The organism is Pseudomonas sp. URMO17WK12:I12 (genome assembly GCF_000514395.1).
Lineage (GTDB): Bacteria > Pseudomonadota > Gammaproteobacteria > Pseudomonadales > Pseudomonadaceae > Aquipseudomonas > Aquipseudomonas mucoides.
On the sequence record NZ_AZVV01000004.1, the window covers coordinates 422030 to 435618 of the forward strand.

Below are 13589 nucleotides of genomic sequence, written 5' to 3' on the forward strand. Positions count from 1 at the left end.
GAAAGTACCCGGGAAAGCTGGCAGAACGCCACGCAAACGAGCGTCAAACGCCCGTTTCAGGCCTTAATTGCTTCTTTTCGGAGCCTTGGTTTGGTTTTTGCATTTTCCCCGCATCAGCGCTTGTTTCTCGCGCATGCTCCGCTCCAAAAGAGGTCCTGATGACCATTAGCGACGCACTACACCGCTTGCTACTCGACAACCTGACCACCGCCACCATCCTGCTCGACGCCGAATTGCGCCTCGAGTACATGAACCCGGCGGCGGAAATGCTGCTGGCCATCAGCGGCCAGCGCAGCCATGGGCAGTTCATCAGTGAGTTGTTCACCGAATCCACCGAGGCGCTGAATTCCCTGCGCCAGGCGGTCGAGCAGGCGCACCCGTTCACCAAACGCGAAGCGATGCTCACGGCCCTCACCGGCCAGACCCTGACTGTCGATTACGCGGTCACGCCGATCCTGGCCAACGGCGCCACCATGCTGTTGCTGGAAGTCCATCCCCGTGACCGCCTGCTGCGGATCACCAAGGAAGAGGCGCAGTTGTCGAAGCAGGAAACCAGCAAGATGCTGGTCCGCGGGCTCGCCCACGAGATCAAGAATCCGCTGGGCGGGATTCGCGGCGCGGCGCAACTGCTCGCCCGCGAACTGCCGGAAGAAAGCCTGCGCGATTACACCAACGTCATCATTGAAGAAGCCGATCGCCTGCGAAACCTCGTCGACCGCATGCTCGGCTCCAACAAATTGCCGTCGCTGGCCATGTGCAACGTCCACGAAGTGCTGGAGCGCGTCTGCCATCTGGTGGAAGCGGAAAGCCAGGGCTGCATCACCTTGGTGCGCGATTACGACCCGAGCATTCCAGACGTGCTGATCGACCGCGAACAAATGATTCAGGCGGTGCTGAACATCGTGCGCAACGCGATGCAGGCCATCAGCAGCCAGAACGAATTGCGCCTGGGCCGCATCAGCCTGCGCACCCGCGCCATGCGCCAGTTCACCATCGGCCACGTGCGCCATCGCCTGGTGACCAAGATCGAAATCATCGACAACGGTCCGGGCATTCCTGCGGAACTTCAGGAAACCATCTTCTTTCCCATGGTCAGCGGTCGCCCGGACGGTACCGGGCTGGGCCTGGCCATTACCCAGAACATCATCAGCCAGCACCAGGGCTTGATCGAATGTGACAGCCACCCAGGCCACACCACTTTCTCGATCTTTCTGCCACTGGAACAAGGAGCCACATCGACATGAGCCGTAGTGAAACCGTGTGGATCGTCGATGACGACCGTTCTATCCGTTGGGTCCTGGAAAAAGCCTTGCAGCAGGAAGGCATGACCACGCAAAGCTTCGACAGCGCCGATGGCGTGATGAGCCGCCTGGCGCGCCAGCAACCGGACGTGATCATCTCCGACATCCGCATGCCGGGCGCCAGCGGCCTGGACCTCCTGGCACGGATTCGCGAACAGCACCCACGGTTGCCGGTCATCATCATGACCGCTCACTCCGATCTGGACAGCGCTGTCGCGTCCTATCAGGGCGGCGCGTTTGAGTACCTTCCCAAGCCGTTCGATGTCGATGAAGCCGTCTCCCTGGTCAAGCGCGCCAATCAGCACGCTCAGGAACAGCAAGGCCTGGAAGTCCCGGTCGCCCTGACCCGTACTCCGGAAATCATCGGCGAAGCACCGGCGATGCAGGAAGTGTTTCGCGCCATCGGGCGCTTGAGCCACTCCAACATCACGGTGCTGATCAACGGCGAATCCGGGACCGGTAAAGAACTGGTGGCTCACGCCCTGCACCGCCACAGCCCACGGGCGGCCTCGCCGTTCATCGCGCTGAACATGGCGGCAATTCCGAAAGATTTGATGGAATCCGAGCTGTTCGGCCACGAAAAAGGCGCGTTCACCGGCGCGGCCAACCTGCGTCGCGGTCGCTTTGAGCAAGCGGATGGCGGCACGCTGTTCCTTGATGAAATCGGCGACATGCCGGCCGACACCCAGACCCGTTTGCTGCGGGTACTGGCCGACGGCGAGTTCTACCGCGTTGGCGGTCATGTGCCGGTGAAGGTCGATGTGCGAATCATCGCCGCCACTCACCAGAACCTGGAAACCCTGGTGCACGCCGGGAAGTTCCGTGAGGACTTGTTCCACCGCCTCAATGTGATCCGCATCCACATTCCGCGCCTGTCGGACCGTCGCGAAGACATCCCGACACTCGCCAAGCACTTCCTCAGCCGCGCCGCGCAAGAACTGGCGGTCGAGCCGAAGCTGCTGAAAAGCGAAACCGAGGAATACCTGAAGAACTTGCCGTGGGGCGGCAACGTCCGTCAGCTGGAGAACACGTGCCGCTGGATCACGGTGATGGCATCGGGTCGCGAAGTACACATCAGCGACCTGCCGCCTGAACTGCTGAGCCTGCCACAGGATTCGGCGCCGGTGACCAACTGGGAACAAGCACTGCGCCAGTGGGCCGATCAGGCGTTGGCGCGGGGTCAGTCGAGCCTGCTGGACACCGCCGTGCCGGCTTTCGAACGGATCATGATCGAGACCGCCCTCAAACACACCGCCGGCCGCCGCCGCGATGCTGCGGTCTTGTTGGGTTGGGGGCGTAATACCCTGACGCGCAAGATCAAGGAACTGGGGATGAAGGTGGATGGTGGGGATGATGATGAGGGGGATGAGGGCTAAACCCTTCACCTGATCGTTCCCACGCTCCCGCGTGGGAATGCCTCAATAGACGCTCTGCGTCCACTTCAACTGGGGACGCGGAGCATCCCGGGCTGCATTCCCACGCAGAGCGTGGGAACGATCAACAGCCAAATCCAATCGCGAGCAGGCTGACTCCTACATTTAGAGCTCTGTGCACCGACTGAATGCACCGTGAACCGCAATCGCGCACAAACACTGATCCATCACCCCATCACTTTTCGCAATCGAACCCCTATCGAAAAAACACGAAAGCCCCGGAATACGGGGCTTTCGACGTTTCAGCGCGGCTTTCTGTTTCAACTTGTTAAAAACTGGCACGCCCCCTGCAATAGTCCATTCAGTGATTCAGTTCACTACCCGGTTTCGGGGACCTTGGTACAGGCAGGCCGGGGATTCCCCTCTTTACATCGGGCTCACACCGCACAAGCGACGAGCCCACCCGTTTTGGGGCCCTTGATACAGGCAGGTCAGGGGTTCCTTCTTTACACCGGGCTCACGACGCAATGCGCGAGCCCCGCCGTTTTGGGAACCTTGGTACAGGCAGGCCGGGGATTCCCTCTTTTATTGCTCCCGGAGATGGATCTCCAGTCGCCAGCGGTCATTGACCTCGCTTCCGGCCCACTCGCCTTGCAGTGGCCGGGCCGCCACCACCGACAGCAACAACCCCCCATCACTCAAACGAACTCGCCAGTTGACGTTTTTATCGTCGAGTCTGAGCTGACCTTTCTGCGCCTTGCCTTCAGCCTCGAACAGCAGCGCGAGGCTACCGTCGACAAACTCGCCGTGGCTTTTGGGTTCGTTGTTGAACCACACCACCAGGCCGTCGCTGGTGACCTCCACTTGCTGCAAGACCGTCGGGTCTGGCGCGGTCAGGCGACCAATCATCAGCCCCACCATCATCCCGACAATCGCCAACGAACCGAGCACACGCGGGAATAGTTTCGAACGGGGGTCCTTTGGCGGCGTAGAATGCCCGTCATCTTTATCTTCGGAGCCGTGCATGTTTCACGTCATCCTTTTTCAACCAGAAATTCCGCCGAATACCGGCAACGTTATCAGGCTGTGCGCCAACAGTGGCTGCCACCTGCATTTGATCGAGCCGCTGGGCTTCGAGATGGATGACAAGCGCCTGCGCCGGGCCGGCCTCGACTACCACGAATACGCCACCCTGCAGCGCCACGCCGACCTCGCCAGCTGCCTGGAAAGCCTTGGCCATCCCCGGTTGTTCGCCTTCACCACCAAGGGTTCGCGACCGTTCCACGATGCCAGCTTCGCCGAGGGCGATGCCTTCCTGTTCGGTCCGGAAAGCCGAGGCCTGCCGGCTGACGTGCTCGACGCCCTGCCCGGCGACCAGCGCCTGCGTTTGCCGATGCGTGAAGGCTGTCGCAGCCTGAACCTGTCGAACACCGTGGCCGTCGCCGTTTATGAAGGCTGGCGTCAACTCGGGTTCAAGTAATAATCCGGCCATCATTTTTGCCTGACAGAAACAATCGCGGGCAAGCCCGCTCTCACAGGTTTTGCACAATCCTGTGGGAGCGGGCTCGCCCGCAATTTTCAGCAGCGCAGCTTATTGAACGGTCGGAGTCTCGCCAGCCGCCTGCATGCGTTGCAGTTCTTGTGCGTACAGCGCGTCGAAGTTCACCGGTGCCAGCATCAGGGCCGGGAACGAACCACGGGTGACCAGGCTGTCCAGGGTTTCGCGAGCGTACGGGAACAGGATGTTCGGGCAGAACGCGCCAAGGGTGTGGCTCATCGAAGCGTCGTCCAGGTTCTTGATCAGGAAGATCCCGGCCTGTTGCACTTCAGCGATGAACGCCACTTCGCCGTTTTCACCGTTTTTCACGGTCACGGACAAGGTCAGCACGACTTCGTGGAAATCGCCTTCCAGAGCCTTTTGACGGGTGTTCAGATCCAGACCGACGCTCGGCTCCCACTGCTGGCGGAAAATCGCCGGGCTTTTCGGGGCTTCAAAGGACAAGTCACGTACGTAGATGCGCTGCAAGGAGAATTGCGGTGCGGTTTCTTCTTCGCTAGCTGCAGTGTTCTGTTGGTCAGTCATCTCAGATCCTTTCTGATCTTGGGGTCTTATAGGGAAGGTATTCAGGCCTTGAGCATGGCGTCGAGCTTACCGGCGCGCTCAAGGGCAAACAAATCATCACAACCACCCACGTGGGTGCTGCCGATCCAGATCTGCGGCACGGACGTACGTCCGGCTTTCTGAGCCATGGCGGCGCGCACCTGCGGCTTGCCATCGACCTTGATCTCTTCGAAGGCCACGCCTTTGTTCTCGAGCAGACACTTGGCTCGCGAGCAGTAGGGGCAGTAATCGCTGGAATAGACGACGACGTTGCTCATATCACTTCACCAACGGCAGGTTGTCGCCCTTCCAGCTGGAAATACCACCGGAGAGCTTGGCGGCGGTGAAGCCGGATTTCATCAGTTCGCGGGCATGGGTACCGGCGGTCTGGCCCAGGGCGTCGACCAGAATGATGGTCTTGGCCTTGTGCTTTTCCAGTTCGCCGATGCGCGCGGTCAGTTTGTCGTGAGGAATGTTCAACGCGCCAACGATGTGACCGGCGGCGAAGTCCTTGTTCGAACGGATGTCGATCACGACGCCTGCGTCCTTGTTGACCAGCCCGGTCAATTCACCGGTACTCAGGCTACGGCCGCCGCCTTGCATTTGATAGGCAATCAGCGCCGCCAGCAGTACGACGAAGATACCGACAAGAATGTAGTGGTTAGTGGCAAATTCAATCAGGTGAGCAACCATCGAAGGAGGTTCCAGGGCGTTAAAATGTCGGCCAGTATACACAGCCACTATGGTGGGCCAAACCCCGTCCGGCGGTGACGTGGCCGGAACTTGGCTGTAGGGCGTGTTGACCCTCAATTGCGAGTCGCGCCGCGCCCCGTAAATCGCAAGACTAGGCATGAGGAGTGAGGTTTGGCGTTTCAAATGAACGACGAATAACGACGGATTGCGCTTTACGGGGCGTGACCCTCCGGGTTTGCCCTGTGAGCGCGCCATGCTGCGTTGCGGGACTCGGCAACGAAACAACCCTTACCCACGTCCCGCGCCTTGCCTGGCACGCTCACAGGGCAAACGCGACTCGCAATTGAGGGTCAACACGTCCTAAACTTGCCACTCCCTTTTTAATCGCCCTCTTTTAACCTCAGCCACGAGTGGAATCCATGACTACCACGCCTAAACCTTTGGTCCTGATTATTCTCGATGGCTTCGGTCACAGTGAGAGCCCTGAATCCAACGCCATCTTTGCCGCGAAGAAGCCCGTACTGGACCGTTTGTGGGCTACCGTACCGAATGGCCTGATCTCCGGCAGCGGCATGGATGTCGGCCTGCCGGACGGCCAGATGGGCAACTCTGAAGTCGGCCACATGAACCTCGGCGCCGGCCGTGTGGTGTATCAGGACTTCACCCGCGTGACCAAATCGATCCGCGATGGCGAGTTTTTCGAGAACCCGACCATTTGCGCCGCCGTGGATAAAGCCGTTGCCGCCGGCAAAGCCGTGCATTTCATGGGCCTGCTGTCCGATGGCGGCGTTCACAGCCACCAGGACCACCTGATCGCCATGGCGGAACTGGCGTTCAAGCGCGGCGCTGAAAAAATCTACCTGCACGCCTTCCTTGATGGCCGCGACACGCCGCCAAAAAGCGCTCAGTCGTCCATCGAACTGCTCGACGCGACCTTCCAGGCGCTGGGCAAAGGCCGGATCGCCAGCATCATCGGCCGTTACTTCGCCATGGACCGCGACAACCGTTGGGACCGCGTGTCCCAGGCCTATAACCTGATTGTCGACGGCAAAGGCGAGTTCAACGCCGCCACCGCCCAGGAAGGTCTGGAAGCCGCCTACGCCCGTGGCGAGAGCGACGAGTTTGTCACAGCCACCTCCATCGGCGAGCCGGTCAAGGTCGAAGACGGCGATGCCGTGGTGTTCATGAACTTCCGCGCCGACCGCGCCCGAGAGCTGACTCGCGTGTTCGTCGAAGACGGTTTCAAGGAATTCGAACGCAGCCGTCAGCCGAAACTGGCCGGTTTCGTCATGCTGACCCAATACGCCGCGAGCATTCCCGCGCCATCGGCCTTCGCCGCCGGCAGCCTGGAAAACGTGCTCGGCGATTACCTGGCGAAAAACGGCAAGACGCAACTGCGCATCGCCGAAACCGAAAAATACGCCCACGTGACCTTCTTCTTCTCCGGCGGTCGTGAAGAACCGTTCCCGGGCGAAGAACGCATCCTGATCCCGTCGCCGAAAGTCGCTACCTATGATTTGCAGCCCGAGATGAGCGCGCCGGAAGTGACCGATCGCATCGTTGATGCCATTGAACACCAGCGTTACGACGTGATCGTGGTCAACTACGCCAACGGCGACATGGTCGGCCACAGCGGCGTGTTTGATGCCGCGGTGAAAGCGGTTGAATGCCTGGACCGGTGCGTCGGGCGTATCGTCGAAGCCCTGGAAAAGGTCGGTGGCGAAGCGCTGATCACTGCCGACCATGGCAACGTCGAGCAGATGGCTGATGAAGCCACCGGTCAGGCGCACACCGCGCACACTACCGAGCCGGTGCCGTTCATCTATGTCGGCAAGCGTGACCTCAAGGTCCGTGCAGGCGGCGTACTGGCGGATGTGGCACCGACCATGCTGATGCTGATGGGCCTGGAAAAACCGGCGGAAATGACCGGGACATCGATTCTGGTGTAACCCGCTCGCTCGAACACAACCGAAACCCTGTGGGAGCGAGCAAGTCGAATCGTCGCATCGCCGCTCCCACATTGGTTTTGGGGTGTTTTTTTGTCCAGTTATCACACAGTCCCAATTGGGCATTTTTTTTGCCACGCTTGGCGGGCATACTAGGCCGTCCCTTTCCCTGGTGTCGCCCGCCTCTATGCTCCGCGTCCTGATAGCCCTTGCACTGACTTGCCTGCTCCAACCGGCTTTTGCTGACGAGCGCGAGCAAACCCAACAACAGTTGGACGCCACGCGTCAGGACATTGCCGAGCTGAAAAAACTGCTGGGCAAGCTCCAGGAAGAAAAATCCGGTGTGCAGAAAGAACTCAAAGGCACCGAGACCGAAATGGGCAAGCTCGAGAAGCAGGTCGATGCCCTGCAAAAAGAACTGAAGAAAAGCGAATCCGAGCTGCAGCGACTCGATGCAGAGAAAAAAAAACTCCAGAGCGCGCGCACTGAACAGCAACGACTGATCGCCATTCAGGCCCGGGCGGCCTATCAGAACGGCCGTGAGGAATACCTGAAGCTGCTGCTCAATCAGCAGAACCCGGAAAAATTCGCCCGCACCCTCACCTATTACGACTACCTGAGCCAGGCCCGCCTGGAGCAGCTAAAGAATTTCAACGAAACCCTGCGCCAACTGACCAATGTCGAAAAAGACATCGACGCCCAACAGGCGCAGTTGCTGGTGCAGAAGAGCAGCCTCGACACCCAGCGCGATGAGCTCGATAAAGTCCGCAAGGAACGCCAGCAAGTCCTGGCCAAGCTCAACGACGACGTAAAGGCGCGCGACCAGAAACTGGCATCCCGCGAGCAGGATCAGGCAGACCTGTCTAAAGTCCTTAAAACCATTGAAGAAACCTTGGCTCGCCAGGCCCGTGAGGCAGAAGAAGCGCGGAAAAAAGCGCTGATCGCCCAGCAGGAAGCCGAAAAAAAGCGTTTACGTGAGGCCCAGGCGGCTGCAGACGCAGAGAACACCGACGCCCCACGCAAACCGGTTAAATCGACACCTGGCGCCCTGGTTTCAAGTTCCGGCGAGACCTTTGGCGGCCCTTTCGCGTCAACCCGGGGAAAACTTCCCTGGCCGGTTGATGGTCGACTGTTGGCACGCTTCGGCGAATCCCGTGGCGACGATGCCCGCACCAAGTGGGACGGCGTGATGATCAGCGCCTCCGCCGGCAGCCAGGTGCATGCCGTGCATGGTGGTCGCGTGGTGTTTGCAGACTGGTTGCGTGGCGCCGGGCTGCTGGTGATTCTCGACCACGGCAACGGTTTTTTGAGTCTTTATGGTCACAACCAGACGCTGCTCAAGTCTGCGGGTGACGTGGTAAAAGCCGGTGAGTCCATCTCCACTGTCGGTAACAGCGGCGGGCAGGACACACCAGCGCTGTATTTCGCAATTCGTCAGCAGGGTCACCCGAGTGATCCGGCGCAATGGTGTCGCGCGCAAGGATAAGCACGCTACCTAATTTCAGGAGTTCGTTAGACATGCTGCATTTGTCCCGCCTTACCTCGCTGGCCCTGACGATCGCCCTGGTGATCGGCGCGCCTCTGGCGTTCGCCGCTCAACCGGCCCCGGCAGTCGCGCCTGCGGGCACTGCCGCGACGACCAAGGCGCCGTTGCCGCTGGAAGAATTGCGCACCTTTGCCGAGGTCATGGACCGGATCAAAGCCGCTTATGTCGAGCCGGTGGACGACAAGACCCTGCTGGAAAACGCCATCAAAGGCATGCTCAGCAACCTCGATCCGCACTCCGCCTACCTGGGCCCGGAAGATTTCGCCGAACTGCAGGAAAGCACCAGCGGTGAATTCGGCGGCCTGGGCATCGAAGTCGGCGCCGAAGACGGTTTCATCAAGGTGGTTTCGCCGATCGATGACACCCCCGCCTCCAAGGCAGGTATTCAAGCCGGCGACTTCATCGTCAAGATCAACGGCCAGCCGACTCGCGGCCAGAGCATGACCGAAGCCGTGGACAAGATGCGCGGCAAGATCGGCCAGAAAATCACCCTGACCCTGGTGCGCGATGGCGGCACGCCGTTCGACGTCACCCTGGCCCGCGCCATCATTCAAGTGAAGAGCGTGAAGTCGCAATTGCTGGAATCCGGGTACGGCTACATCCGCATCACGCAATTCCAGGTCAAGACCGGCGAAGAGGTCTCCCAGGCCCTCGCCAAGCTGCGCAAGGAAAACGGCAAGAAGCTCAACGGCATCATCCTCGACCTGCGTAACAACCCTGGCGGCGTGCTGCAGGCCGCGGTGGAAGTGGTCGACCACTTCATCAAGAAGGGCCTGATCGTCTACACCAAGGGCCGTATCGCCAACTCCGAGCTGCGCTTCTCCGCGACCGGCAAGGACGAAAGCGAAGCCGTGCCAATGGTCGTGCTGATCAACGGCGGCAGTGCCTCGGCGTCCGAGATTGTCGCCGGTGCCTTGCAGGATCAGAAACGCGCTGTGCTGATGGGCACCACCAGTTTCGGCAAGGGCTCGGTGCAAACCGTACTGCCACTGAACAACGATCGCGCGCTGAAGATCACGACGGCGTTGTATTTCACGCCGAACGGCCGCTCGATTCAGGCCCAGGGCATTGTTCCGGACATCGAAGTGCGCAAGGCAAAGATCACCAACGAGCAGGACGGCGAGTACTTCAAGGAAGCCGACCTGCAAGGCCACTTGGGCAATGGCAACGGCGGCGCCGACAAGCCGACCAGTTCCAGCAAAGCCAAGGCCATGCCACAGGATGATGATTACCAGTTGGCCCAGGCCTTGAGCCTGCTCAAAGGGTTGAGCATCACGTCCGGCCGCTGAGATGTTCCAGCGGTTTATCCTGGGTTTATTGCTCTGCCTGACGGGTGTTGCTCACGCAGCCCCCGTCGAGACGGCCCCTCAAAAAGCGTATCTCAGCCTGATCATCGATGACCTGGGGCAGAACCTGCCCCAGGATCGCCGCGTGCTGGCCCTGCCCGGCCCGGTGACCACGGCGATCATGCCCGACACGCCCCACGCCACCGAGTTCGCCCGCGAAGCCCATCGCGCCGGCAAGATCGTCATCCTGCACATGCCGATGGACCCGGCCACGGGGCCGTTCGCCTGGCATCCCGATCTGCCCATCGAAGAACTTGAGAGGCGCCTCGACGCGGCATTCAAGGTCGTGCCCTACACCGCGGGCATCAACAATCACATGGGCAGCCGCATGACCGCACAGCAACCGGCCATGGTCTGGTTGATGGCGGACTTGCAGCAACGGCACAAGTTCTTCGTCGACAGCCGTACCAGCGCGCAAACCGTTGCTGCCGCCGAGGCGCAGAAGATCGGGTTGGCGAGTGTTTCGCGGGATGTGTTTCTGGATGATGAGCGCACCGAGGCGGCAATCTTCACGCAGCTACAGACAGCGATCAGCCTGGCGCGCAAGCAGGGTTCGGCGGTGATGATCGGGCATCCGTATCCGCAGACACTGGCGGTACTGGAACGCGAGCTGCCGAAGCTGAAGGCGCAGGGGATTGAGTGGATTGATATCAAGCAGATGATCAGCGTGCGGGGTAACCGCGCGACGGCCGCCCATGGCAAGGATGGCGTTTACCGGTAATCCGTCACACCGCCGCTCCCCCATTTTGATCACTGGGTCTTAGAGATACCGCGCCATGATCTCGTCCACCTTGCCTTCCTTGCGCAGCTGATCCAGCGCGGCCTGAAGCTTGGCGACCATTTCGTCCGGCACGTCTTTGTTCAATGCCAGATACAGTTCGGCGCTGTTGAAACGCAGTATCGTTTTCAGACCATTCACGCCTTCCTGCCGCGCCAGATAACGCCCGGCCGGGTCGCCCGTGGCCCACAGATCAATCTGGCCATTGACCAGCTTCTTCGCGTTGTCCTGGTCGCGCAGCACAACGATCGGATTCAACCCCTGCTTGCCCAGCGTCTCGGCAATCGCATCACCCTTGTACGCGCCAATCTTGTATTTGCGCGCGTCATCCAGCGTTTCAAGGCTGATCTTGCTGTCAGCCTTGGCCAGCATGATCCAGTCATCCGGACCAATCGGGCCAACCCATTTGAAGAGCTTCTCGCGGTCGGGCAAACGCGCCATCACGAACACGCCATAACCGGGTTTTTCCAGCGCGAGTTTGTAGATGCGCTCCCAGGGGAAACGCAGGGTCAGGCTGTAGGTGATGTCGGCACGTTTGAACATCTCGCGGACGATGTCCACGGCGATGCCATTAATGTTCTCGTCCTGAGCGAAGTTTTTGCCGTTCTTCGCCATGTTGTACGGCGGGAAGTTTTCCGTCAGCAACACCAGGTCGGTGTCGGGACTTTCTTCGGCGCGCACCCCATTGATGAGCAATAGAGAAGCGCTGGCGAGGATAAGAAGAAGGCGTTTAAGCATGTCTGGCTACCGAAATCCATGGCGTACCCAAGAGTGCCTTGAGCTCGCCACACTGTCTACTGGCCTTTTAATAACAGCCTTATCGACATCGCAAACAAAATGAGTGTCACAGTCACTGTGGTAGATAGTTACCGCCCTTCACCCAGCCTCACCTGATTAATTGCTAATACCCGGCGACAGGCCGGTTTTACATAATTAATCAGAGGCACCATTCAATGAATTCGATCCCCGTACTTTTTATCAGCGCATTGTGTTCGCTATGTCTACCGTGCTTCGCTGATACCAGAGATTATGGAGAAAACCTGCAAAATCTCGCTGCTTCCAGGGTTCTTAAAAACATCGATGGTTCGCAGGACCACTGGCAAGGTATCGGACGCCTGGAAATCAATGGTGCCAGATGCACCGCAACGCTTCTGGACACGCGCGATGAACTGGCATCCCCACCGACTCCCGCTTACGTGCTCACCGCTGGACACTGCATCGAATTGACCAACGGAAACATCGTAACGGACAAGCCGGTAAGCGGAACCATGCAGTTCAATTTCTTCGCCGACATTCCCGGATTCAAATCTTATCCGTTGAAAGCGGTGGTATGGCGGAGCATGCAAGGCGTTGATCTGGCTATCGTTGAACTGGAAGTCAGCCTTCAAAAGCTCATCGATGAGGGCATACAACCGTTGAAACTGGCCCGGGATACACCGGCGAACGACACCGATGTGTTGATCGTGGGCGCCCCTACAGGCTTTGAGGACGTCATATTGCGCATGGCCGCCTGCACCTTACAACCCGCTCTGGAGATTGTTGAAGGTGCATGGGTATGGCGAAACACGTTTATGACTCGCTGTCAGGATATCCGGGGAGGCAGCTCTGGAAGCCCCTTACTGGATCGATACTCCAATGAGATCGTAGGCGTCATAGGAACGGGGAACTTTGATGACAGCATCATTCCATGCCGCGATCATGCCCCCTGCACACCTGTTGGAAATGTCTATCTGGCTGTGCCGGGGAATGTGTACGGCAACCCGACGGCATTTCTCAACGGGTGCTTCTTGCAGGGCCGCATTGCTAAAAACCCACCGTCGTCTTGCCAGCTCTATCCGGCGTTCACCGTCGACACGGACGCGAATAAGCTGGAAAGATACAAAAGGGTCAAACAGCAGGATAACGGTTCGATTGCCATCCCTACGTGGAACTATCGATTTTCAATAAGTACTGCTTTTTACCGTCATAAAAGCGTCCGCACGGCAATGGACTGTGAGAGCCCCCATCACTACAGCGATGCCGTAAGCTCAATTGATACCTTCATCAATTCCGAGATAGGCACGGAGCCCGGATTCTATTTTCTTTGCATTCTCGGTGTTGATTCCTTGGCGCAAGAACCTGAATCAGGGCTTCTGAAAAATGCGCTGTCCCTGCCGGTCGAGGTTCTGGAGAACAAGCCAACCTCGCCACCCGATTTATCGATCAAGGGCGACGTCAATGTGACACTGGCGAAAACAGCAGAGCCCTATAGGACCTATTCCATCAAATTTGGTCCAGCAGCAACAACAGACTGTCATCAACCTGAGAAATACGTCGACGACATGGACATGGACTTCTGGATTGATAGCGAGGAGCTTCCAGGGAAGCTCTGCTCCATTGCTTATGACAAATCGGGACAGGCTTCCGAACCGAGGACCGACTTACTGAGCCCCGTGACAGGGATTCATAAGGCTGCGTCATCCAACGCCCAGATTAATCCATAACATAGGCCCGGAACATCTTCTC

General features: G+C 59.0%; 13 protein-coding genes. 8 read left to right on the forward strand and 5 right to left on the reverse strand.

The window, feature by feature from the left end; genetic code table 11:
• Window positions 1-158: 158 nt before the first annotated feature.
• Both glnL and ntrC read left to right on the forward strand, forming a co-directional pair.
• Window positions 159-1244, forward strand: a complete 1086-nt coding sequence (gene glnL / locus D882_RS0104660; protein WP_008024908.1) for a nitrogen regulation protein NR(II) — start codon at window positions 159-161, stop codon at window positions 1242-1244.
• On the forward strand, window positions 1241-2677 hold the full coding sequence (ntrC, locus tag D882_RS0104665) for a nitrogen regulation protein NR(I) (RefSeq protein ID WP_027922162.1): 1437 nt from the start codon (window positions 1241-1243) through the stop codon (window positions 2675-2677). The genes glnL and ntrC overlap by 4 nt, the downstream gene beginning before the upstream one ends.
• Before the next feature lie 582 nt (window positions 2678-3259).
• Here ntrC and D882_RS0104670 read toward each other — a convergent pair.
• Entirely contained in the window at window positions 3260-3700 is a 441-nt protein-coding gene (locus D882_RS0104670; protein ID WP_027922163.1) for a hypothetical protein, read from the reverse strand.
• Here D882_RS0104670 and D882_RS0104675 point away from each other — a divergent pair.
• A complete protein-coding gene (locus D882_RS0104675) occupies window positions 3699-4154 on the forward strand; it encodes a tRNA (cytidine(34)-2'-O)-methyltransferase (RefSeq protein ID WP_027922164.1) in 456 nt (151 codons plus the stop codon). The two genes, D882_RS0104670 and D882_RS0104675, sit on opposite strands and share 2 nt — an antisense overlap.
• Before the next feature lie 111 nt (window positions 4155-4265).
• Here D882_RS0104675 and secB read toward each other — a convergent pair whose 3' ends face one another.
• The 3 genes from secB to D882_RS0104690 are packed head-to-tail and all read right to left on the reverse strand — an operon-like array spanning window position 4266 to window position 5468.
• Complete coding sequence (secB, locus tag D882_RS0104680; RefSeq protein WP_027922165.1) at window positions 4266-4757, reverse strand: protein-export chaperone SecB; 492 nt, start codon at window positions 4755-4757, stop codon at window positions 4266-4268.
• 41 nt (window positions 4758-4798) lie between these two features.
• On the reverse strand, window positions 4799-5053 hold the full coding sequence (gene grxC / locus D882_RS0104685; protein WP_027922166.1) for a glutaredoxin 3: 255 nt from the start codon (window positions 5051-5053) through the stop codon (window positions 4799-4801).
• 1 nt (window position 5054) lies between these two features.
• Window positions 5055-5468: a rhodanese-like domain-containing protein gene (locus D882_RS0104690; protein ID WP_027922167.1), complete on the reverse strand. Its 414-nt coding sequence runs from the start codon at window positions 5466-5468 to the stop codon at window positions 5055-5057.
• 419 nt (window positions 5469-5887) lie between these two features.
• On the opposite strand from D882_RS0104690, the gene gpmI reads away from it, so the two are divergent.
• The 4 genes from gpmI (at window position 5888) to D882_RS0104710 (ending at window position 11027) form a co-directional block, all read left to right on the forward strand.
• Complete coding sequence (gene gpmI / locus D882_RS0104695) at window positions 5888-7417, forward strand: 2,3-bisphosphoglycerate-independent phosphoglycerate mutase (protein WP_027922168.1); 1530 nt, start codon at window positions 5888-5890, stop codon at window positions 7415-7417.
• Between the two features lie 184 nt (window positions 7418-7601).
• Window positions 7602-8900: a murein hydrolase activator EnvC gene (locus tag D882_RS0104700; RefSeq protein ID WP_027922169.1), complete on the forward strand. Its 1299-nt coding sequence runs from the start codon at window positions 7602-7604 to the stop codon at window positions 8898-8900.
• Between the two features lie 32 nt (window positions 8901-8932).
• Window positions 8933-10249 carry a S41 family peptidase gene (locus D882_RS0104705; protein ID WP_027922170.1) on the forward strand — a complete coding sequence of 439 codons (1317 nt, stop codon included), beginning with the start codon at window positions 8933-8935 and terminating at the stop codon, window positions 10247-10249.
• A gap of 1 nt (window position 10250) precedes the next feature.
• Entirely contained in the window at window positions 10251-11027 is a 777-nt protein-coding gene (locus tag D882_RS0104710; RefSeq protein WP_027922171.1) for a divergent polysaccharide deacetylase family protein, read from the forward strand.
• A 39-nt stretch (window positions 11028-11066) separates the two neighbouring features.
• Here D882_RS0104710 and D882_RS0104715 read toward each other — a convergent pair whose 3' ends face one another.
• Window positions 11067-11822: an ABC transporter substrate-binding protein gene (locus D882_RS0104715; protein ID WP_027922172.1), complete on the reverse strand. Its 756-nt coding sequence runs from the start codon at window positions 11820-11822 to the stop codon at window positions 11067-11069.
• Between the two features lie 215 nt (window positions 11823-12037).
• Between D882_RS0104715 and D882_RS0104720 the strand changes: the two genes are divergently transcribed.
• Complete coding sequence (locus D882_RS0104720; RefSeq protein ID WP_027922173.1) at window positions 12038-13567, forward strand: serine protease; 1530 nt, start codon at window positions 12038-12040, stop codon at window positions 13565-13567.
• Window positions 13568-13589: the final 22 nt, after the last annotated feature.